The organism is Kineococcus rugosus (assembly GCF_050871975.1).
Classification (GTDB): Bacteria; Actinomycetota; Actinomycetes; order Actinomycetales; family Kineococcaceae; genus Kineococcus.
Map to the genome: position 1 here is coordinate 22,438 of NZ_JBJLSJ010000014.1, position 21,102 is coordinate 43,539.

Here is a 21,102-nt window from a genome sequence, read left to right on the forward strand (position 1 = left end):
CGGGCCGTCAGGCCAGGCGCGCGGCGAGGTTCTCGTCGAGCGAGCCGAGGAACTCCTCGGTCGTCTGCCACGCCTGCTCCGGGCCCACGAGCAGGGCGAGGTCCTTGGTCATCTTGCCGCTCTCGACGGTCTTGATGACGACGTCCTCGAGGGTCTCGGAGAAGCCGATGAGCTCGGGGGTGGAGTCCAGCTTGCCGCGGTGCGCCAGGCCCCGGGTCCAGGCGTAGATCGACGCGATCGGGTTCGTCGACGTCGGCTTGCCCTGCTGGTGCTGGCGGTAGTGGCGGGTCACGGTGCCGTGCGCGGCCTCGGCCTCCACGACGGAGCCGTCCGGGGTGGACAGCACCGAGGTCATGAGGCCGAGCGAGCCGAAGCCCTGCGCGACGGTGTCGGACTGCACGTCGCCGTCGTAGTTCTTGCAGGCCCAGACGTAGCCGCCCTCCCACTTCAGGGACGCGGCGACCATGTCGTCGATGAGGCGGTGCTCGTAGGTGATCCCGGCCTCGGCGAACTTGTCCTTGAACTCGGTCTGGAAGACCTCCTCGAAGATGTCCTTGAAGCGGCCGTCGTAGGCCTTCAGGATCGTGTTCTTCGTGGACAGGTAGACCGGGTACTTGCGGGCCAGGCCGTAGTTCAGCGACGCGCGGGCGAAGTCGACGATGGAGCTGTCGAGGTTGTACATCGACAGCGAGACGCCGGCGCCGGGGGCCTGGAAGACCTCGTGCTCGATGGGCTCCCCGCCGTCCTTGGGCGTGAAGGTCACCGTCAGGGTGCCCTCACCGGGGAACTTGAAGTCGGTGGCGCGGTACTGGTCGCCGAAGGCGTGGCGGCCGACGATGATCGGCTTGGTCCAGCCCGGCACCAGGCGCGGGATGTTGGAGATGATGATCGGCTCGCGGAAGATGACGCCGCCGAGGATGTTGCGGATCGTCCCGTTCGGGGACCGCCACATCTTCTTCAGGCCGAACTCCTCGACCCGGGCCTCGTCGGGCGTGATGGTGGCGCACTTGACGCCCACGCCGGCCCGCTGGATCGCGTGCGCGGCGTCGATCGTCACCTGGTCGTCGGTGGCGTCGCGGTGCTCGACGCCGAGGTCGTAGTACTCCAGGTCGACATCGAGGTAGGGGTGGATCAGGCGGTCCTTGATGAACTGCCAGATGATCCTGGTCATCTCGTCGCCGTCGAGCTCGACGACCGGACCCTGGACCTTGATCTTGGCCACTGTGCTGTCTCCTCCGACTCACGGGGCTTTCTCTCGACGTCAAGCTACCGCCCGCGCCACCCCCAGCCTTCACCGCGGGGTCCGTCTTGTCACGTACGCTGCGGCTCCGTGAGCAGTCTCGAGACCCCAGCAGAGCTCGATCCGCGGACCACGGCCGGTCAGCTCGCGGGACTGCACGCCCGCACCGACGCCGCCGTCCGCGCCGCCGACGAGCGCGCGGCCGCCAAGCAGCACCCCCGCGGCAAGAAGACCGCCCGCGAGCGCATCGCGGCGCTGGTGGACGAGGACTCCTTCGTCGAGCGCGGCGGCCTCGTGCGCAGCCGCGCGACGGCCTTCGGGATGGCCGCCAAGCACGTCGACGGCGACGGGGTGGTCACCGGCTACGCGACGGTCGACGGCCGGCCGGTGTGCGTGTACGCGCAGGACTTCACCGCGTTCGGCGGGTCCCTGGGCGAGGAGCACGGCGCCAAGATCGTCGAGCTGCAGGACTTCGCCGCCCGCACCGGCTGCCCGGTGATCGGCATCAACGACGGCGGCGGGGCCCGCATCCAGGAGGGCGTCGCCTCGCTGGTGCAGTACGCGCGGATCTTCCGCCGCAACGTGCACGCCTCGGGCGTGGTGCCGCAGGTCTCCCTCATCCTGGGGCCCTCGGCCGGGGGCGCGGTCTACTCCCCCGCGCTGACCGACATCACCGTGATGGCCGACGAGACGTCGCACATGTTCGTCACGGGCCCGGACGTCATCCGGACCGTGACCGGTGAGGACGTCGGGTTCGAGGAGCTGGGCGGCGGGCGCACGCACGCCACCCGCTCCGGGGTCGCCCACCACCTGGCCGACACCGAGGACGACGCGATCGCCTACGTGCGCGAGCTGCTGTCGTACCTGCCCTCGAACAACCTGTCCGAGGCGCCGCTGCTGCCGCCGGAGCACCCGCGCGACCTCGTCGTCGACGAGGACGACCTGGTGCTGGACACCATCGTCCCGGACTCCCCGAACCAGCCGTACGACATGACGGCCGTGATCGCCGCCGTCGTGGACGACGAGGAGTTCCTGCAGGTCCACGAGCTGTTCGCGCCCAACGTCCTGACGGGTTTCGCGCGGGTCGAGGGCCGGCCGGTGGGGATCGTCGCGAACCAGCCGCTGCAGCTGGCCGGGACCCTGGACATCGACGCCTCGGAGAAGGCGGCGCGGTTCGTGCGGCTGTGCGACGCGTTCAACGTCCCCGTCCTGACGTTCGTCGACGTGCCCGGGTTCCTGCCCGGCACCGACCAGGAGTGGAACGGCATCATCCGCCGCGGCGCGAAGCTGCTGTACGCCTACGCCGAGGCGACCGTGCCGCTGATCACCGTCATCACCCGCAAGGCGTACGGCGGGGCGTACATCGTCATGGGGTCCAAGGAGATGGGCGCCGACGTGTGCCTGGCCTGGCCCAGCGCGCAGATCGCGGTCATGGGTGCTCAGGGCGCGGTGAACATCCTGCAGCGCAACGTGCTCAAGGAGACCGCGGAGGCCGGCGGGGACGTCGACGCCAAGCGCCGCGAGCTCGTCGACGACTACGAGCTGCAGCTGGCGAACCCGTACGTGGCGGCCGAGCGCGGTTTCGTCGACGCGGTCGTCGCCCCCAGCGAGACCCGCGTGCAGGTCGTCCGGGCGCTGCGCGCGCTGAGCAGCAAGCGGGCGACCCTGCCGGCGAAGAAGCACGGGAACATCCCGCTGTGAACGAGGAGGAGCCGGTGGACGTCGCCGAACTGCTGGGGACGCTGCGCATCGAGCGCGGCAACCCCGAACCGGAGGAGCTCGCGGCCCTGACGGTGGTCCTGACCTCCCGGCTGCGCCGGCCCGCGGCCGTGGAGGTCGTCCCGGCCCCGCGCTCGCGGTGGGCCGACCCCCGCCACGTGCTGGGCCTGCCGCCGGCACCGGGGCGGGGCTCCTGGCGCGCGAGCGCCCTGCCGCGCTGACCCGCGCACCCGCCCGCGCCGTAAGCTCGCCACGTGACGTTCGACGCAGGTGACGTCCGGTGACGGAACGGCTCCCCGGGTCGGTGCGCGTGGTCCACGCCGCCGACGTGCACCTCGACTCCCCGCTGCGCGGGCTGCGCCGGCTGGGCGACGACGCCGTCGCCGACACCCTGCGCGCGGCCACCCGCGGCGCGCTCGAGGCCCTGGTCGCGCTGTGCGAGGACCAGCGCGCCGACGCGCTGCTGCTGGCGGGGGACCTGTACGACGGGACGTGGCACGACTACGCCACCGGCCGGTTCTTCACCCGGCAGGTGCAGCGGCTGGCCGACTCGGGGATCAAGGTCTTCGTCGTGTCGGGCAACCACGACGCGGAGAGCCAGATCACCCACTCCCTCACCCTGCCGCCCAACGTGCACCGGTTCGGCGTGGACTCCCCCGGCACGGTCGTGGAGGAGCACCTGGGCCTGGCCGTGCACGGGCAGGGGTACCGCACCCGGGCGGTGTCCTCGAACCTGGCCGCGGGCTACCCCCGCGAGGTGCCGGGCGTGGTCAACGTCGGCCTGCTGCACGCCACCGTCGACGGCAGCCGCAGCGGCGGCGAGCACGAGCGGTACGCGCCCTGCTCGGTCGCCGACCTGACCGCGCTGGGCTACGAGTACGTCGCCCTCGGGCACGTGCACGCGCGCGAGGTGCTGGCCACCGGCCGCACCACCGTCGCCTACTCGGGCAACCTCCAGGGCCGGCACCCCCGCGAGACCGGGGCCAAGGGCGCCTACGTCGTGGACCTGGTGCCCGGTGAGCCGGCGGCCCTGACCTTCCACGCCCTGGACGTGGCCCGCTGGGAGTCGCTGGAGGTCGACGTCACCGGCGCCGCCGACGTCGCCGACGTCGTGGGGGTGCTGCGCGATCGGCTGCTGGAGGCGCGCCGCGACGCCGGGGACCGTCCCCTGGTGGTCCGGCTGGCGCTGGACGGCCCGACGGCCGCGGCGGCCGACCTCGCCGACGCCGAGCGCCTGCGCCAGGAGGCCGAGCAGGTCGCCGAGACCGCCGGGGTCGTCCTGGAGAAGGTGGAGTCGCGCGCGCGGCTCCCGCGCGCGGGCGGCGCCGACGACCCCGAGCTGGTCGCGGCGGTCCGGGCGGCCGCCGACGCCCTCGCGCAGGACCCGGCGCTGACCCAGCTGGTGCGGGGCGTGCGCGGGGACGTCGGGCGGTTGCTGTCCGACGCCGGTCTGCTCGACCTCGGCGACCCCCGGGCGCTGTCCGCGCTCGCCCGGCGGGCCGCGCAGGACCTCTCGACCCGGCTGGAGGGACGCTGATGCTGCGCAGGGTGACGCTGGCGCCCTACGGCGCGTTCGAGTCCGCCGCGATCGAGCTCGGCGACGGCCTCACGGTCGTGGTGGGCGCCAACGAGTCCGGCAAGTCGACCCTGCTGGGCGCCGTCGCGGACCTGCTGTGGGGCTTCGAGAAGAGCCCCCGCTACGCCTTCGTCCACGCCCGGGCCCGGCTGCGGGTGGGCGCCCGCTGGGGGTCCGGCGACGACGGCGGGGGCCGCGACCTGGTCCGGTCCTCGCGGGGCCTGCTGGAGGACGACGAGCCGGTCGCCGCGCCGTGGGCCGAGGACGGGTGGGACCGCCGGGCGTGGACGAGCCGGCTGGGCCTGGACCACGAGCGGCTGCGCGACGGCGGGCGGCAGGTGCTGCGCGGCGGCGGCGACCTGGCCGGCCTGGTCTTCAGCGCCCACCACGGCAGCGGCGCGCAGGAGCTGCTGGCCGCCCTGGAGGCCGAGGCGGAGCGGCTGTGGCGCCCGCGGGGCCGGTCGGCGGTCAAGGACGGCGTCGCCCTCGTCCAGCAGCTGGACGAGCAGCTGGAGGGCACCGCGACCCGCGCCGGGCAGGTGGAGGCGGCCCGCGCCGCCGCCGAGGCCGCGCGCGCGGACGCCGACCGCGCGCAGGCGCGGCTGCGCAGCGTGCGCGCCGGGCGCGAGGAGGCGGCGCGACGGCTGCGGCTGGCTCCCCGCGTGCGGGCGCTGCTGCGCACCCGCGAGCAGGTCGCGACGGCGACCGCGGACCTCGTCGCGGCCGGCGGGGCCCTCACCGCGGCCGACGTGAGCGCCCACGACGAGGCGGCCGCCGAGCTGGCCCGGGCCGGGGCCGCCCTGGCCGACCTGGCCGACCGGGCCCGGGCCCTGGCCGAGGAGCGCACCCGCTGCACGGTCGAGGAGGACGTCCTGGCCGCGGGCGCCGAGGTCGACGCGCTGCTGGAGGCGCGCCAGGCCCGCGCGGAGGACACCGCCGAGGCCGTGCGGGCCCGTGCGAGCGCCGAGGACGCGCTGCACACCGCCCGGCAGGCGCTGCAGACCTTGGAGCCGGTGCCCGACGGGCCGGTCGCCGACGTCGTGCCCGCGCTCACCGCCCGGCTGCAGGTCCCCGCCGACCGGGCCGCCGACCTGTCGCAGCTGGCCGACGCCCACACCGCGGCGGCGGCCGACGCGGCCCGCTCGGCGGCCGAGCTCGACCGGGCCCGGGAGGCCGCCGCGGGGCGCGACCCGCTGCGGGAGGTCGCCGACGAGGACGTCGCCGCCCTGCGGGCCGTGGTGGCCGCCGCCGACCGGGACGGCTCGGCGGCCCGGGAACGGCGCGCGGCGCTGGCCGCGCGCGACGAGCGGCGGGCCGCGGCGCGCGCCGAGGCCGTGGCGGCCGGGGCCACCGACCCCGGCGCGGCGGCCGGCGCCCCGCCCTCCCTCGACCCCGGCACGGTCCGGGCCGTGCACGCGACCCTGGCCGCGGCCGAGGAGGAGCGGGCGCGCGCCGAGGCCGAGCACGAGCGCTGCGCGGCGGCGGCGCGGGCGGTGGCGGACGAGCTCGCCGACGCCGAGCGCGGCGTCGGCGGCGCGGACGAGGAGGCGCTGCGGGTGACCCGCGCGGCCCGCGACGCGCTGCTGGAGCCGCTGCGCGCCGGCGCGCCGGTCGACGGGCCCGCGCTGCTGGACGCGGTGGCCCGCGCCGACGCGGCCGCCGACGCGCTGCTGGACCACGCCGAGGCGGCGGCGCGGTTGCGGGAGCTGCGCCGCGGCGCCGACCGGGCCGCCGCGGCGGCCGCGGCCGCCGCCGCGCAGGCGCGGGCCGCGCACGAGGACGCCGACCGGGCGCGCGCGGCGTACGCGGCGTCGTTCACCGCCGTCGGCCTGCGGGTCCCCGACGGCGACCCGGCGCAGGTGCTGGGGGCCCTGGACCGGCTGGGCGCCGAGAGCGCCGCGGCCGACGCCTGGGAGCAGCGGGCGCAGGAGCTGGGGACCGAGGTCCGGGCCCAGCTCGACGCCCTCGCCGCGGTGCTCGCCCGCTGCGGCGAACCCGCCGGCGGGCCGGCCGGCACCGACGTGCAGGCCGGGCTCGACGTGGCGCTGGAGACCGCGCGCGCGGTGATCGCCGCGGCCGAGGCCGCGTCGGTGCAGCGGGCCCTGGACGCCGACCGCGACCGCGCCGCGCAGGTCGCCGCGCAGCGGCACGAGCGGCACCTGCAGGACGCCGAGCGGGCCGAGCGGGCCTTCCGGGCCGCAGCCGGGGCGGCCGGGTTGCCGGCCGACCTGGGACCGGCGGGGTGGACCGCGCGGGCCCGGGTGCTCGAGACCGCCGCCGAAGCCGTCGCCGCCGCCCGGCGCGACCAGGACCGGGCCCGGGCCCGGGAGGAACGGGTGGCCGCCTTCGCCGCCGAGGTGGTCGCGCTGGCCGCGCGCCTGGGCACCCCGTGCGGCGCGGGGCGCCCGGAGCAGGTGGAGGTGGCCCTGACGACGCTGGCGGACCGGTTGCGCCGCAGCCGGGCCGACGAGCGCACCGCCGCGGAGCTGGAGCGGCGGGCGCAGGAGGTCGCGGCGTCCACCGCGACCGAACGGGCCCGGCGGGAGCGGGCGCAGGAGCGGCTGACCGCCCTGCTGGCCGGGGGCGAGGACCTCCCCGCGCTCGCCGCGCGCGCCCGCGGCAGCCGCGAGCTGCTGGACCTGCGGGACGCCGAGCGCGCCGAGACCGCCGACCTGGCGGCGGAGGTGGGCACCGTCGAGGACCTCGCGCGGCTGGTCGGGGAGGTCGGCGCGCGCACCGACGCCGACCTGCGCACCGACGACGAGGAGGCGGCGCTCGCGGACGAGCAGGCCCACGAGGTGTGGGCGCGGGCCCGTCAGGACGTCACCCGGGCCGAGGTGGAGCTGGAGCGGCTGACCGGGGGCGCCGACGCCAACGTGCTGGCCGCCCGGCGCGCCGAGGCGCTGGCCGGGTTGCAGGCCGACACCGAGCGCTACGTCGTGGTGGACCTGCAGCGCACCGTGCTGCGCCGCCAGCTGGAGGAGTTCTCCGCCACCCGCGCCAACCCGCTGCTCGCCGAGGCCGGTGAGGTGCTGACGCTGCTGACCGGGGGGCGCTGGACCGGTCTGGTGGCCCTCGACGACGGCGGGGTCCGGCGGCTGGCGGTCCGCCGGGCGGACGGGGAGCTGCTGGAGGGGGCCGACGCGCTGAGCGAGGGCACCGCCGACCAGGTCTTCCTGGCGCTGCGGCTGGCGGCGGTGACCGCCCAGCACCGCGCGCTCGTGGCGTCGGGGCAGGGCCCGCTGCCGGTGGTCCTGGACGACGTGCTGATGACCTTCGACGAGGTCCGCACGCGGGCGGCGCTGTCGGCGCTGGCCGAGATCGCCCGCGACGTGCAGGTGGTGCTGCTGACCCACCACGCCGACGTGGCCGGGCAGGCCGCGGACCTGGCCGCCGCGGGGGCGGCGGTGACCGTGACGCGGCTGCCCGCCCCGGGGGCGGTGCCGGCCGCCGCGGCGCCCGCGCCGGGCCCGGACCGGCGGGCGCGCCCGGGGGTCGACCCGCAGCTGGTGCGGGCGTGGGCGCGGGACCAGGGGCGGGCCGTCGCCGACCGCGGCCGGGTGAGCGAGCAGCTGGTCCGGGACTACCTCGCCGCGCACGACCTGGGCGAGACCGGCTGAGGCCGGCCGGCCGGGGCCGGGTGGGGGTGGGTCAGAACCCCTGCAGCTGCAGGAGCATCCACGGGCTGAACGGCGAGGGGTCGGCCGCGACCTCGGCCCGCAGCTCGTCCAGCCCGACCCAGCGGTAGGCGTCCACCTCGTCGGGGTCCAGGGCCAGCTCACCGGCCAGGCGCGCGGTGAACACCGGGCAGACCTCGTTCTCGACCGTCCCGTCGTCCATGACGGCGCGGTAGCGGAACGTCGGCAGCAGCGGCGCGACGTCCACGACCTGCGCGCCCAGTTCCTGCACCGAGCGCCGCACGACCGCGTCGGCCGGTTCCTCCCCCGGACCGGGGTGCCCGCAGAACGAGTTCGTCCACACCCCCGGCCAGGTGCGCTTCGACGCGGCCCGGCGGGTCAGCAGCGTCCGCCCCCGCTCGTCGAGGATCCAGCAGGAGAACGCCAGGTGCAGGGGGGTGCTGGTGTGGTGCACGTCGGCTTTCGGCGCGGTCCCGCACGGGGTCCCGTCGTCGGTCAGGAGCACGACGAGTTCCACGGTCGGGTCGGCAGGCGCGAGGGTCACCCCCAGAAGGTAAGCGGTCCCCGGAGCGGTCGCGCGCGAGGAACGCCGACACGCCGTCGGCGACACCCCGCGCCGCGGTGATCCGGGCCCGGGGGCGCCGGGGCGGGCCCGCGCCCGGCGCCCCCCGGTCTCACGGGTGGACGATGATCTTGACCGCGGTGTCCTTGTGCTCCACGAGGGTGGTGAAACCCTGCTCGACGAGGTCGTCCAGCGCGATGCGGCCGGTGATGAACGGCGCGAGGTCGATCCGGCCCGAGCGGACCAGCTCGATCGTCTCGGGGTGGTCGCGGCGGTAGCCGATGATGCCCCGCAGGTCGATCTCCTTGTTGACGAGCTTGGTCATGTCGACGGTGGCCGGGTGGCCCCAGATCGACACGTTCACCACGACCGAGACGGGTTTGACGACGTCCAGGCACAGGTCCAGGACGGGGTCCACCCCGGCGCACTCGAACGCGGTGTCGGCGCCCACGCCCCCGGTGAGTTCCAGGACGCGGGCCTTCACGTCGTCGCGCGAGGGGTCGAGGACGTGGTCGGCGACACCGGTGGACAGCGCCTTCTCCTTGCGGGCCCGCGTGAGCTCGACCAGGACGGTGGTGACCCCCAGGCCCTTGAGCACGGCGGCCACGAGCAGGCCGATGGGGCCCGCGCCGCCGACGACGGCGACGTCACCGGCCTGCGCGCCGCTGCGGGCGACGGCGTGGTGGGCGACGGAGAGCGGTTCGATGAGCGCGGCCTGGTCGAGGGGGACGTCACCGACGGCGTGGACCCACCGCGCGTCCACGACCACCTTCTCGGCCAGGCCGCCGCCACCGCCGGCCAGGCCGATGAAACCCATGTCGACGCAGACGTTGTAGTTCCCCGCGCGGCACGGGGCGCACCGGCCGCAGACGAAGAACGGCTCGACGACGACGGCGTCGCCGACGGAGAACCCCTCGACCCCCTCACCGATCTCGGAGACCGTGCCCGAGAACTCGTGGCCGAGGGTGACCGGCGGTTCCTCACCGGTCAGCGGGTGGGGGTGCCCGGGGTGCGGCACGAAGATCGGGCCCTCGAGGTACTCGTGCAGGTCGGTCCCGCAGATGCCGCTCCAGGCGACGTCGATCTTCACCGTCCCCGGGCGCACCCCGGGTTCGGGGACGTCCTCGACGCGGATGTCCTTCCGCCCGTGGAAACGTGCTGCCTTCATGGCTGGGGCCACCTCCGTGATCGGTTGTCGGCGACGGTTCGCGGACGCCCCATGCCACCTCCCGCGTACGCTGCGGTCGAGGGTTGCAGGGGGTTGCGGTGCAGATGGGTGAGCCGGCCGTGGGTGCCGGGCAGGATCCCCGGGAACTGGCGCGCCGGTTGCGGCGCACCCGGGAGGCGGTGCTGGGGTCGCGGCGCCGGCCCGCGGACGTCCGCCCGGTGATCGCCGCGTCGTGGGAGCGCGTGCGGCGCAGCGACCTCGACCCCTCCGGCGGCGTCCCGGGCCGGTACCTCGACGGGGCGGGGCTGCGGGAGCGGCGCGCGGGCACCGCGCTCGTCGACGCGCTGCCGGCGGTGCGGGCGCACCTGCGGGCCGCGGCGGACGCCGTGGGCCAGGTCGTCGTGGTCGCCGACGCCGGTGGTGCGGTGCTGTGGCGGCAGGGCTCGCCCGCCGCCCGCCGCCGCGCCGACGCGCTGGGTTTCACGGAGGGCTCGGTGTGGACGGAGGACTCCGTCGGCACGAACGCCATCGGCACGGCCCTCGTCGTGGACGCCCCGGTCCACGTGTTCGCGGCCGAGCACTACGCCGAGACGCACCAGCCGTGGACGTGCGCCGCGGCTCCCGTGCACGACCCGGCGGGCCGCGTGCTGGGCGTCGTGGACCTCTCCGGTCCGGCCGCGACCGTCCACCCGGGGACCCTGTCGCTCGTCGCGGCGACCGCGCGGGTCGCCGAGCTGGAGATCGCGGCGCTGCACGAGCGCCGGCACCGGCCGCTGGCCGCCCTCACCGGTCCCGGCGTGCTCGTCGTGGCCCGGGACGGGTGCGTCGTCGGGGGCGCGTCGGCCGGTTCCCCGGTCACGGTCCGCGACGGTCGCGCGGTCGTCCCCGGGGTGGGGCGCTACACCGCCGAGGAGGTCCCGGGGGGCTGGCTGCTGCGCGCGCCGGACCCCGCGCACGTCCCCGCCCGCCTCGAGCTGACCGGGACCGGCGTCCGGTGGTGCTCGCCGTCGAGGACGGTCGAGGTGCCGCTGTCCCCCCGGCACCGGCAGCTCGTGGAGCTGCTCGCGGCCAGCCCGCGGGGGCTGTCCGCGGCGCAGGTGGCGCAGCGGCTGTTCGGGGACGGTGCCCGCGCGGTGTCGGCCCGGGCCGAGCTGTCCCGCCTGCGACGGCTGCTCGGCCCGGTCCTGGCGTCACGTCCCTACCGGCTCACCGTCCCGGTCGGGGAGCGCTGAACCCCACCGCTCAGACGGGGACGGGGGCCGTCGCGGCGGCGACGGCGTCGTCGAGCTCGGCCCCCAGCCCCAGGTCCTCCCCCGCCACCAGCCGGGCCTCGAGCTCGCGCACCCGGGGGATGACGAGCTCCCCGAACGCCTCGACCTCCTCCTTGACGTGCAGGAAACCCAGCAGCAGCAGGTCGACGCCGACGAGCCGGTACGCCAGGACGCGGCGCGCCACCTCGTCGGGGGTGCCGACCAGCCCGGTCCGGAACCCGTCGTTGTACTGGACGAGGTCGCGGAACCCGCTGTCGGCCCACATGCCCTTGCCGTCGCGGGTGGAGTTCCCGGCCTCCTGCACCGCGGCGCCGAACCCCTCGACCTTGGCGCGGTCGGCCTTGGCGATGATCTCCTCCAGGACGGCCTCGGCCTCCTCGCGGGTGTCGCGCACCAGGGCGAACCCGTTCAGCCCGAACCGCACCGACCGGCCGTTCGCGGCGGCCAGCGCGCTGACCTCCCGCACCCCGGCGGCGGCGTCCGCGATCGACTTGCCGTTCATGAAGTACCAGTCCGAGACACGGCCCGCCATGGCCTGCGCGGCGGTGGAGTTCCCGCCCTGGAACACCTCGGGCGCGGCCGTGGGCTGCGGGCGGAAGGTGATGTCGGTGGCGTTGAAGAACTCCCCGGACTGGCTGTAGCCGTCCTGGCTCCACACCCCGCGCAGCAGTTCGATGAACTCCTCGGACTGCTTGTAGCGGTCGTCGTGCTCGTGCCAGGTGACCCCGAGCTGCGTCGCCTCGTCCTTGAACCAGCCGGACACCACGTTCAGCGCGAGGCGGTTGCCGGTGAGCTCCTGGGCGGTCGCGGCGAACTTCGCCAGGACCCCCGGGTGCCAGAAGAACGGGTGGACCGCGGCGATGACCTTCAGCCGCTCGGTCGCCAGCAGCAGGGCCAGGGAGAACGACGTCGACTCGTGCTGGGCGTCGGCCCCGTAGGAGGCGAGGTAGCGCACCTGGGTGAGGGCGTACTCGAACCCGACGCGCTCGGCGGCGCGGGCCACCTCGACGTTGTAGGCGGGCTCGTGGCTGGTGCGCTGCTCGATCGTCGAGACGACCAGCCCGCCGGAGACGTTGGGGACCCAGTAGGCGAACTTCAGGGGCTCGTGCAGGGACATGACGCGGCCGCTCCTCCATCGGTCCTGGCGGTAGCACCCCCCAGGGGGGGGTTGCTGCGGCATCGTCGAGCCAGGTCTCTCCGCCGCTCTGGATGGGATCGGTGCACCCTACCCCGGTGACGGGCCGGCGCGCCGGGGAACGCCGACGCCGCTCCCGGTGACCGGGAGGGGCGTCGGCGTTCGGGCGGGGCGTTCGGACGGGGCGTTCAGACGGGGGTCGGCACCACGCCGGCCAGCACCAGGCACGAGACCGCCAGGACGACGAGGATCGCGACGTCCAGCCCGCGCGAGCGGACCGCGAGCGCCCCCGCGACCCGCACCGGCAGCACCAGCCGCAGGACGGCGGCGACGGCCAGGTCCGCCCCGAGCAGCACCCCGCCCGGGGTGGGGCCGGCCAGCAGCGTCAGCACCAGCGCGAGGACGATCCCGCCGACGAGCGTCAGCAGGACGGCGTTGCCCGGGGTCGGGACGCGCTCGGTGGTCACGGTGCCGACGCTACCGGCGGGTCTCAGTGCGCGAAGTGGCGCGCGCCGGTGAAGTACATCGTGACGCCGGCCTTCTCGGCGGCCTCGACGACCTCGGCGTCGCGGATGGAACCGCCCGGCTGCACGATCGCCCGGACCCCGGCGTCGAGGAGGATCTGCGCCCCGTCGGCGAAGGGGAAGAACGCGTCGGACGCGGCGACCGAGCCGGTGGCCCGGTCCGCGCCGGCGCGCTCGACGGCCAACTTGCAGGAGTCGACGCGGTTGACCTGGCCCATGCCGACGCCGACGGAGGCGCCGTCCTTGGCGAGCAGGATCGCGTTGGAGCGCACCGAGCGGACCGCGCGCCAGGCGAACTCGAGGTCGGCCAGGACCTCCGGGGAGGCCGCCTGACCGGCCGCGAGCGTCCAGTTCGCGGGGGCGTCGCCCTCGGCGTCGACGGCATCGAGGTCCTGGACGAGGACGCCACCGGAGACGTGGCGCCACTCCCGGGCCTGCCGGGAGTAGCCCTCGGGCAGCTGCAGCAGGCGGATGTTCTTCTTGGCCCGCAGGACCTCCAGCGCGTCGTCGTCGAAGCCGGGGGCGATGACGACCTCGGTGAACACGTCGGCGACCTGGGCGGCCATGGCGGCGGTCACGACGCGGTTGGCGGCGATGACGCCGCCGAAGGCGGAGACGGGGTCGCAGGCGTGGGCCTTGGCGTGCGCGTCGGCGACGTCGGTGCCGGTGGCGACGCCGCACGGGTTGGCGTGCTTGATGACGGCGACGGCCGGCGCGTCGAAGTCGTGCGCGGCGCGCAGGGCGGCGTCGGCGTCGACGTAGTTGTTGTAGGACATGGCCTTGCCGTGCAGCTGCACGGCCTGCGCGATGCCCGGCGCGGACGTCGGGTCGACGTAGACGGCGGCCTGCTGGTGCGGGTTCTCGCCGTAGCGCAGGACGTCGGTGCGCTCCAGGGCGACCCCGGCGACCGCGGGCCAGCCCCGGTCGGCGTCGTCGAGGGTCTGCTCGGCGAACCAGGACGCCACGGCGGTGTCGTAGGCGGCGGTGTGCGCGAACGCGGCGGCGGCGAGCCGCTTGCGGGCGGTGAGGTCGAACCCGCCGTCGGCGACGGCGGCGAGGACGTCGGCGTACTTCGCGGGGTCGACGACGACGGCCACGCTGGGGTGGTTCTTCGCGGCGGCGCGGACCATGGAGGGGCCGCCGATGTCGATCTGCTCGACGACCTCGTCGTACCCGGCGCCGGAGGCGACGGTCGCGGCGAACGGGTAGAGGTTCACGACGACGAGGTCGAAGGGCTCGACGTCGAGCTCGGCGAGCTGGCGGACGTGGTCGGGCAGGCGGCGGTCGGCGAGGATCCCGGCGTGGACCCGCGGGTGCAGGGTCTTGACGCGGCCGTCGAGGCACTCGGGGAACCCGGTGAGCTCCTCGACGGGGGTCACGGGCACGCCCGCGGCGGCGATGCGGGTCGCGGTGGACCCGGTGGAGACGAGGGCGACACCGGCCGCGTGCAGCCCCCGGGCGAGCTCCTCCAGGCCGGTCTTGTCGTAGACGCTGACCAGCGCGCGCTTCACGGGGACCTTCGTGACCTGGGGGTCCATCAGCGGGGTGCCGTCCTCTCGGGGTGGGGGGTCGCGCGGGCCAGTCGCCCGACGACGTCGACGAGCAGTTCGCGCTCGCGGGTCTTGATGCGCTCGTGCAGGGAGGCCTCGTCGTCGTCGTCCAGGACGCGCACGGCGACCTGGTCGAGGATCGGGCCGGTGTCGACGCCGGCGTCGACGAGGTGCACGGTGCAGCCGGTGACCTTCACGCCGTGGGCCAGGGCGTCGCGGACGCCGTGGGCCCCGGGGAAGGAGGGCAGGAGGGCGGGGTGGGTGTTGACCAGGCGGCCGGCGAAGGCGTCGACCACGGGGGCGCCGAGGATGCGCATGAACCCGGCGAGGACGACGAGGTCGGGGTCGCGGCGGGCGACCTCGGCGGCGAGCGCGGCGTCCCAGGCGGGGCGGTCGGCGAAGTCGGCGGGGCTGACGGTGAAGGTCTCGACCCCGGCGGCGGCGGCCCGCTCCAGCGCGGTCACCCCCGGCTTGTCGGAACCGACGGCGACGACGCGCCACTGCGGGTCGTCGGCGTCGAGCAGGGCCTGCAGGGTCGAACCGGATCCGGAGGCGAGGACGACCACACGTGCGGACACGTGGGCAGACTCTAGTCGCCGGGGCGGTCCGCGCCGCAACGCGCCGCGGGGCGGTCCGGCGGCCCCGTCAGGGGGTGGGGCGGTCGTCGCCGAGGAGCTTGCGCGGGGTCCCGGGGGCGCCGGCGGCGGCCCCGGGCAGGTCGATCACCAGTTCCGCCCCGCGCCAGGCGCGCCACGCCCGGCCCAGCAGGACCGCGAGGACGGCGCCGGCGGCGACCTCGCCGGCGACGACGGCCCCGGTCAGCAGCGCGTCCGGGCCGACCTGCCCGAGCCGGCCGTGCCCGAGGGCGCCGGAGGCCAGGGCGGACAGCAGCGCGACCCCGGCGCCGGTCAGCGCGCCCTGGACCAGCGCGGTGGCGCAGCGGTGCAGCAGCCCCTCGACCCGGCGGCCGCGGCGGGCGGCCAGCACCTGGGCGAGCGCGCCGACGAGGACGGGCGCGGCGACGGCGGCCCACGCCAGCGCCGGGGTGGCCCCGGGCGCGGGCAGCGCGCCCAGGACGGGGACGGTCGGCAGCACGTCCAGCGACGTCCCGCCGGGGGCCACGGAGGTCCCGGTGCCCACGGCGAAGCCCGTCCCGCTCGTCCAGGCCACCCCCCACACGGCGAGGGTGGGCAGCAGCAGCGCCTGCGCGAGGGTGAGCAGCGCCCCGCCGACCAGGCCCGGGGTCAGAGCCCGGTGCAGCGCGAGGACGTCGTCGCGGCCGTGGAGCAGCGCGGCCGCCACGACGAGGGAGCCGACGGCGGCGAGCCCGAGGACCGCGGCGGCCGCCGGGCGCCAGGCCGCCGCCAGCCAGGCGGGGACGGCCGCCGGCGTCGCCGGGCGCAGCGGCCACAGCGCGGCCAGGGCGCCCAGGCCCCCCACGAGGCACCCCCCGAGCAGCGCGCTTGCCGGGGAGGCGGCCCCGACGCCGCTGCGCGCGACCAGCGCGACGAGCAGGGTCAGGAGGCCGTACGCGGCGGTGAACATCCCCAGGGCGGGCCCGAACGGCGCCGGGCGCTCGGACTCGGCCTGGTCGGCGAGCCACATCCGCACCGCCCGCCGGGCCGAGAGCCCGGCCAGCAGCGTCACCCCCAGGGGGGCGACCCCGAGGGTGCCGCCGACGATCGCGACGTCGGCGCCGTGGGCGAGCAGCCACAGGTCCGCGCCGACGCGGGCGACCGCCGCCAGCGACGACGTGGAGCGCACCGAGGCGATCCAGCCGACGATGCACAGCAGCAGGACCGGGACGAGCAGGGACAGCACCGCCCGCACGGCCGCGCCGAGCAGCGGCCCGGGGTCGGGCAGGGTGCGGGGCCGGCGCGGGTCGCGGCCGGTCGGGCGGGGGCGGGCGGTGGGGCGGCTACCGGCGGTGGACATCCCTGCGATGGTCCCCCGCCCCGGCGCCGCGGGTCGCGCGCGACGCGCGTGCGGGGGCGGGTTTTCGCGCGGACGCCCCCGCCGACGGGGTCGGCGGGGGCGTCCGGTGCTGCGCCGCGGGGCGGCGCGGGGGCGGGGCTCAGAGGGCCTGGAAGATCTCCCGGGCCAGCTTCGCGGTCTCCGACGGCGTCTTGCCGACCTTCACCCCGGCCGCCTCGAGGGCGTCCTTCTTGGCCTGCGCGGTGCCGGCCGAACCGGACACGATGGCGCCGGCGTGGCCCATCGTCTTGCCCTCGGGGGCGGTGAACCCGGCGACGTAGCCGACGACGGGCTTGGTGACGTTGGCCTCGATGAACTTCGCGGCGCGTTCCTCGGCGTCGCCGCCGATCTCACCGATCATCACGATGACGTCGGTGTCGGGGTCGTCCTGGAACGCCTGGAGCGCGTCGATGTGGGTGGTCCCGATGACCGGGTCCCCGCCGATGCCGACGGCCGAGGAGAAGCCGATGTCCCGCAGCTCGTACATCATCTGGTAGGTCAGGGTCCCCGACTTCGAGACCAGGCCGATGCGGCCGGACTGCGTGATGTCGGCGGGGATGATCCCGACGTTGGACTGGCCGGGACTGATGAGGCCCGGGCAGTTGGGGCCGACGAGGCGGGTCGTGCCGGACTTCGCGGCGAGGGCGTAGAACTCGGCGGTGTCGTGGACCGGGACGCCCTCGGTGATGACGACGACGAGCGGGGTGGCCGCCTCGATGGCCTCGACGACGGCGCCCTTGGTGAACTTCGCCGGGACGAAGATCACGGAGACGTCGGCGCCGGTGGCCTCGCGGGCCTCACCGACGGAGGAGAACACCGGGACCGCGACGGGCGAGCCGTCGGCGGCGGTGAAGTCGACGCTCTGCCCGCCCTTGCCGGGCGTGACGCCGCCGACGATGTTCGTGCCGGAGGCCAGCATCCGCTGGGTGTGCTTGCGCCCCTCGGACCCGGTCATCCCCTGCACGAGGACCTTGGAGTCGGAGTTGATGAAGATCGACACGGTTCAGGCCCCCACGTTCGCCAGTTCGGCGGCCTTGTCGGCCGCGCCGTCCATGGTGTCGACGACCGTGACGAGCGGGTGGTCCGCCTCGGCGAGGATCGCGCGACCCTCCTCGACGTTGTTGCCGTCCAGGCGCACGACGAGCGGCTTGGTCGCCTCGTCGCCGAGGATGCCGAGGGCGGACACGATGCCCTTGGCGACCTCGTCGCAGGCGGTGATGCCGCCGAAGACGTTGACGAACACGCTCTTGACCTGCGGGTCGTTGAGGATGACGTCGAGGCCGTTCGCCATGACCTGCGCGGACGCGCCGCCGCCGATGTCGAGGAAGTTCGCGGGCTTGGTGCCGCCGTGCTTCTCCCCCGCGTAGGCGACGACGTCGAGGGTCGACATGACCAGGCCCGCGCCGTTGCCGATGATGCCGACCTGGCCGTCGAGCTTGACGTAGTTGAGGTTCAGCGCCTTCGCCTTGGCCTCGAGCGGGTCGGCCGAGGCGGCGTCGGCGAGCTCGGCGTGCTCGGCGTGGCGGAACTCGGCGTTCTCGTCCAGCGTCACCTTGCCGTCGAGGGCGACGACGGCACCGTCCTCGGTGCGCACCAGCGGGTTGACCTCGACGAGGGTCGCGTCCTCGGCGGTGAACACCGTCCACAGCTTCTGGAAGACCTCGGCCACCTGCGGCTGCAGGTCGGCGGGGAAGCCCGCGGCCTGCGCGATCTCGGTGGCCTTCGCGGCGTCGATGCCGGTGAGGGCGTCGACGGCGACGCGGGCCAGGGCCTCGGGGCGCTCCACGGCGAGCTGCTCGATCTCCATGCCGCCCTCGACGCTGGCCATCGCCAGGTAGGTGCGGTTGGACCGGTCGAGCAGGACCGAGAAGTAGAACTCCTCGGCGATCTTCGCGCCCTCGGCGACCATCACCTGGTGGACGGTGTGTCCCTTGATGTCCATGCCGAGGATCTCCCCGGCCTTCTCGGCCGCCTCGGCGGGGCTGTGGGCGAGCTTGACGCCGCCGGCCTTGCCGCGGCCGCCCACCTTGACCTGCGCCTTGACGACGACGGTCCCGCCACCCATGGCCTCGGCGGCCGCCTGGGCCTCCTCGGGGGTGGTCGCGACGCGGCCGTCCAGCACCGGTACGCCGTGCGCCGCGAACAGGTCGCGCGCCTGGTACTCGAAGAGGTCCACCAGTGTTCCTCGTCTTCCTCGTCCTCGGTCGGAAGTGACTGTCAGTACCGGGTGGGCACCAGTCCAGGTTCGCTGGTCGGGCGTCCACGTCGGCCGGCACCGGGCCTTCCCGACACTAGACCCGCGCGGCGATCGTCTCTCGCGCAGGTGTGGAGACGCAGGTCACACCGGCTCGCCGACCGCGAGGGGCGGGGCGAGGATGCAGCCACCATGCAGACCACCGCGGACACCGCCACGGGCACCACCGCCGCTGACCTCGAGGCCGTCCTGGCCGCCGCGCACGCCGCGCGCCGGCCGCTGGCGCGGACCTCCCCCACCGACCGCGCTGCGGCCCTGGAGGCCGCCGCCGACGCCCTGGAGGGCGCCCGCGCCGAGCTCGTGGCGCTCGCCGCGGCCGAGACGCACCTGCCCGTCGCCCGGCTGGAGGGCGAGCTGACCCGCACCGCCTTCCAGGCCCGGCTGTTCGCCGCCGGCCTGCGCGACGGCTCCCTGGTGCCGGCGCGCGTCGACCCGGCCGACCCCGGCTGGGGCACCGGCCCGCGCCCGGACCTGCGCCGCACGGTCGTCCCGATCGGGCCGGTCCTGGTGTTCGCGGCGAGCAACTTCCCCTTCGCGTTCAGCGTCCTGGGCGGCGACTCCGCCTCGGCCCTGGCCGCGGGCTGCCCCGTCGTCGTCAAGGCGCACCCGGGCCACCCGCAGCTGTCGCGGCTCACGGCCCGCCTCGTCACCGGCGCCCTGACCGGCGCGGGGCTGCCCGCGGGGGCGTTCGCGCTGGTCGAGGGGGTCGAGGCCTCGCTCGCGGCGCTGCGCGACCCGCGGGTCCGCGCCGCCGGGTTCACCGGGTCGCTGCGCGGGGGGCGCGCGCTCTTCGACGTGGCCGCCGCGCGGCCGGACCCGATCCCCTTCCACGGCGAGCTGGGCAGCGTGAACCCCGTCGTCGTCACCCCGGCGGCGTGGGCCGAGCGCGGCACCGCGATCGCCGACGGCTGGGTGGGCTCCCTCACGCTGGGGTCGGGGCAGTTCTGCACCAACCCCGGCGTCGTCCTGGTCCCCGACGCCGCGGCGTTCACCGCCGCGGTGGACCTGCCCGTCCCGGGGCCGATGCTGAACCCGGCGATCGCGCGGGGGTACGAGGAGTCCGCGCGGGAGCTGCGGGAGCAGCCGGGCGTGGGCGTCGCGGCGACCGGGCCGGCCTCCGCCGAGGGGGTCGCGGCGCAGGTCCTGACGGCGTCGGCGGCCGACGTGCTGGCGAACCCGCGGACCCTGCACGTCGAGGCGTTCGGCCCGGCCGGCCTCGTCGTCGGCTACTCCTCCCCGCAGGAGCTGCGCGACCTGCTGGAGGTGCTGCCGGGCCAGCTGACCGGGTCGGTGCAGGCGGCGGCCGACCCCGCCGACGACGACCTGGCCGTCGAGGTCGCGCAGCTGCTGGCCGAGAAGGTGGGCCGGGTGGTGTGGAACGACTGGCCGACCGGGGTCACCGTCTCCGGCGCCCAGCAGCACGGCGGCCCGTGGCCGGCGACCACGACCCCCACCACGACGTCGGTGGGGACGGCCGCGATCGAGCGCTGGCAGCGCCCGGTCGCCTTCCAGGCGGTGCCCGCCGCCGCCCTCCCCGAGCAGCTGAGGAGCTGACGTGCACGTCGTCGTCACCGGAGCCACCGGCCACATCGGCAGCTACCTGGTCCCGCGCCTGGTGCGGGCCGGGCACCGGGTCACCGCGGTCTCCCGCGGCGGCCGCGAGCCGTACCACCCCGACCCGGCGTGGTCGCAGGTGGAGACCGTCGTCGCCGACCGGGAGTCGGCGACGTTCGCCGCCGACGTCGCGGCGCGGCGCCCCGACGCGGTGGTGGACCTCATCAGCTTCGACCTCGCGACCACCCGCACCCTCGTGGAGGCGCTGCGCCCCGGCGGTGCGTTCCTGGCCCACTGCGGCACCATCTGGGTCCACGGCCCGGCCGCCGCCTCCCCGCTGCGCGAGGACGACCCGCGCGAGCCGTTCGGGGAGTACGGGACGCGGAAGGCGGAGATCGAGGAGTTCCTGCTCGCCGAGCGGGACCTGCCGTGCACGGTGCTGCACCCCGGGCACATCAGCGGGCCGGGCTGGCCCGTCATCACCCCGCTGGGGAACCTCGACCCCGACGTCTGGCACCGGTTGTCCACCGGCGCCGAGCTCCTCGTCCCCGGCCTGGGGCTGGAGACCGTGCACCACGTCCACGCCGACGACGTGGCGCAGGGTTTCGAGCTGGCCCTGGCGCACCGGGACGCCGCGACCGGCCGCAGCTTCCACGTCGTCTCCGACCGGGCGCTGACGGTGCGGGGTTTCGCGCGGGCCGCCGCCGCCTGGTGGGGGCGGGAGGCGAACCTGCGGTCGGTCTCCTGGGAGGAGTTCCGCGCCGCGGCCGGTGAGCACGCCGAGGCCAGCTGGGAGCACCTGTCCCGCAGCCACAGCGCGAGCACCGACCGGGCGCGCGAACTCCTGGGGTACCGCCCCGCGTTCACGTCGCTGCAGGCGGCGCGGGCGGCGGTGGAGGCGATGGGGCTGCTCCCCGGCGGGGGTTCCTGACCGCGG

The 21,102-nt window shown here is 76.1% G+C and carries 17 protein-coding genes and 1 riboswitch; of the genes, 7 read left to right on the forward strand and 10 right to left on the reverse strand.

The features are described 5' to 3' along the window. Positions 1–7: 7 nt before the first annotated feature. Entirely contained in the window at positions 8–1,222 is a 1,215-nt protein-coding gene (locus ACRYM6_RS09860; RefSeq protein WP_432509896.1) for an NADP-dependent isocitrate dehydrogenase, read from the reverse strand. Positions 1,223–1,330: 108 nt separating this feature from the next. Here ACRYM6_RS09860 and ACRYM6_RS09865 point away from each other — a divergent pair, with 108 nt between their 5' ends. Genes ACRYM6_RS09865 through ACRYM6_RS09880 form a run of 4 tightly spaced genes read left to right on the forward strand, consistent with a single transcriptional unit; the run spans position 1,331 to position 8,155 of the window. Beyond that, positions 1,331–2,941 (forward strand): acyl-CoA carboxylase subunit beta, encoded by a 1,611-nt coding sequence (locus tag ACRYM6_RS09865; RefSeq protein WP_432542705.1) that lies wholly within the window; start codon positions 1,331–1,333, stop codon positions 2,939–2,941. Then, entirely contained in the window at positions 2,938–3,180 is a 243-nt protein-coding gene (locus ACRYM6_RS09870; protein ID WP_432542706.1) for an acyl-CoA carboxylase subunit epsilon, read from the forward strand. The genes ACRYM6_RS09865 and ACRYM6_RS09870 overlap by 4 nt, the downstream gene beginning before the upstream one ends. Before the next feature lie 59 nt (positions 3,181–3,239). Then, entirely contained in the window at positions 3,240–4,496 is a 1,257-nt protein-coding gene (locus ACRYM6_RS09875) for a metallophosphoesterase family protein (RefSeq protein ID WP_432542707.1), read from the forward strand. Positions 4,497–4,507: 11 nt separating this feature from the next. Further along, on the forward strand, positions 4,508–8,155 hold the full coding sequence (locus tag ACRYM6_RS09880) for an AAA family ATPase (RefSeq protein WP_432542708.1): 3,648 nt from the start codon (positions 4,508–4,510) through the stop codon (positions 8,153–8,155). A gap of 31 nt (positions 8,156–8,186) precedes the next feature. On the opposite strand, the gene idi is transcribed toward ACRYM6_RS09880, so the two are convergent. Continuing rightward, a complete protein-coding gene (idi, locus tag ACRYM6_RS09885; protein WP_432542709.1) occupies positions 8,187–8,717 on the reverse strand; it encodes an isopentenyl-diphosphate Delta-isomerase in 531 nt (176 codons plus the stop codon). 130 nt (positions 8,718–8,847) lie between these two features. After that, a complete protein-coding gene (locus ACRYM6_RS09890; RefSeq protein WP_432542710.1) occupies positions 8,848–9,903 on the reverse strand; it encodes a 2,3-butanediol dehydrogenase in 1,056 nt (351 codons plus the stop codon). A 104-nt stretch (positions 9,904–10,007) separates the two neighbouring features. Between ACRYM6_RS09890 and ACRYM6_RS09895 the strand changes: the two genes are divergently transcribed. Next, positions 10,008–11,135: a GAF domain-containing protein gene (locus ACRYM6_RS09895; protein ID WP_432542781.1), complete on the forward strand. Its 1,128-nt coding sequence runs from the start codon at positions 10,008–10,010 to the stop codon at positions 11,133–11,135. 10 nt (positions 11,136–11,145) lie between these two features. Here the strand turns inward: ACRYM6_RS09895 and sfnG are convergent, their stop codons facing one another. From sfnG to sucC, 7 genes are all read right to left on the reverse strand, one after another. Next, the gene (gene sfnG / locus ACRYM6_RS09900) at positions 11,146–12,291 is read right to left on the reverse strand and encodes a dimethylsulfone monooxygenase SfnG (RefSeq protein WP_432542711.1); all 1,146 of its coding nucleotides are present in this window, start codon (positions 12,289–12,291) and stop codon (positions 11,146–11,148) included. Between the two features lie 12 nt (positions 12,292–12,303). Beyond that, a riboswitch (SAM riboswitch) is annotated at positions 12,304–12,390 on the reverse strand. Between the two features lie 107 nt (positions 12,391–12,497). Then, positions 12,498–12,776 carry a DUF3017 domain-containing protein gene (locus tag ACRYM6_RS09905; protein WP_432542712.1) on the reverse strand — a complete coding sequence of 93 codons (279 nt, stop codon included), beginning with the start codon at positions 12,774–12,776 and terminating at the stop codon, positions 12,498–12,500. A 23-nt stretch (positions 12,777–12,799) separates the two neighbouring features. Continuing rightward, complete coding sequence (gene purH / locus ACRYM6_RS09910; RefSeq protein ID WP_432542713.1) at positions 12,800–14,371, reverse strand: bifunctional phosphoribosylaminoimidazolecarboxamide formyltransferase/IMP cyclohydrolase; 1,572 nt, start codon at positions 14,369–14,371, stop codon at positions 12,800–12,802. After that, a complete protein-coding gene (gene purN, locus ACRYM6_RS09915) occupies positions 14,371–15,000 on the reverse strand; it encodes a phosphoribosylglycinamide formyltransferase (protein WP_432542714.1) in 630 nt (209 codons plus the stop codon). Before purN ends, purH begins: the two co-directional genes overlap by 1 nt. Positions 15,001–15,028: 28 nt before the next feature. Beyond that, positions 15,029–16,318: a cell division protein PerM gene (locus ACRYM6_RS09920; RefSeq protein ID WP_432542715.1), complete on the reverse strand. Its 1,290-nt coding sequence runs from the start codon at positions 16,316–16,318 to the stop codon at positions 15,029–15,031. 139 nt (positions 16,319–16,457) lie between these two features. After that, entirely contained in the window at positions 16,458–17,357 is a 900-nt protein-coding gene (sucD, locus tag ACRYM6_RS09925) for a succinate--CoA ligase subunit alpha (RefSeq protein ID WP_432542716.1), read from the reverse strand. A gap of 3 nt (positions 17,358–17,360) precedes the next feature. Then, on the reverse strand, positions 17,361–18,533 hold the full coding sequence (gene sucC, locus ACRYM6_RS09930) for an ADP-forming succinate--CoA ligase subunit beta (RefSeq protein WP_432542717.1): 1,173 nt from the start codon (positions 18,531–18,533) through the stop codon (positions 17,361–17,363). 210 nt (positions 18,534–18,743) lie between these two features. Here sucC and ACRYM6_RS09935 point away from each other — a divergent pair, with 210 nt between their 5' ends. Both ACRYM6_RS09935 and ACRYM6_RS09940 read left to right on the forward strand, forming a co-directional pair. Next, positions 18,744–20,165, forward strand: a complete 1,422-nt coding sequence (locus ACRYM6_RS09935) for an aldehyde dehydrogenase family protein (RefSeq protein WP_432542718.1) — start codon at positions 18,744–18,746, stop codon at positions 20,163–20,165. Between the two features lies 1 nt (position 20,166). Further along, positions 20,167–21,096 carry an NAD-dependent epimerase/dehydratase family protein gene (locus tag ACRYM6_RS09940; RefSeq protein WP_432542719.1) on the forward strand — a complete coding sequence of 310 codons (930 nt, stop codon included), beginning with the start codon at positions 20,167–20,169 and terminating at the stop codon, positions 21,094–21,096. Positions 21,097–21,102 lie beyond the last annotated feature (6 nt).

Bases quoted from the DNA above. Each gene is read 5' to 3' on its own strand.
- ACRYM6_RS09890 (WP_432542710.1), bottom strand. From the start codon at position 9,903: ATGAAGGCAGCACGTTTCCACGGGCGGAAGGACATCCGCGTCGAGGAC.
- ACRYM6_RS09895 (WP_432542781.1), top strand. From the start codon at position 10,008: ATGGGTGAGCCGGCCGTGGGTGCCGGGCAGGATCCCCGGGAACTGGCG.
- sfnG (WP_432542711.1), bottom strand. From the start codon at position 12,291: ATGTCCCTGCACGAGCCCCTGAAGTTCGCCTACTGGGTCCCCAACGTC.
- purH (WP_432542713.1), bottom strand. From the start codon at position 14,371: ATGGACCCCCAGGTCACGAAGGTCCCCGTGAAGCGCGCGCTGGTCAGC.
- ACRYM6_RS09920 (WP_432542715.1), bottom strand. From the start codon at position 16,318: ATGTCCACCGCCGGTAGCCGCCCCACCGCCCGCCCCCGCCCGACCGGC.
- ACRYM6_RS09935 (WP_432542718.1), top strand. From the start codon at position 18,744: ATGCAGACCACCGCGGACACCGCCACGGGCACCACCGCCGCTGACCTC.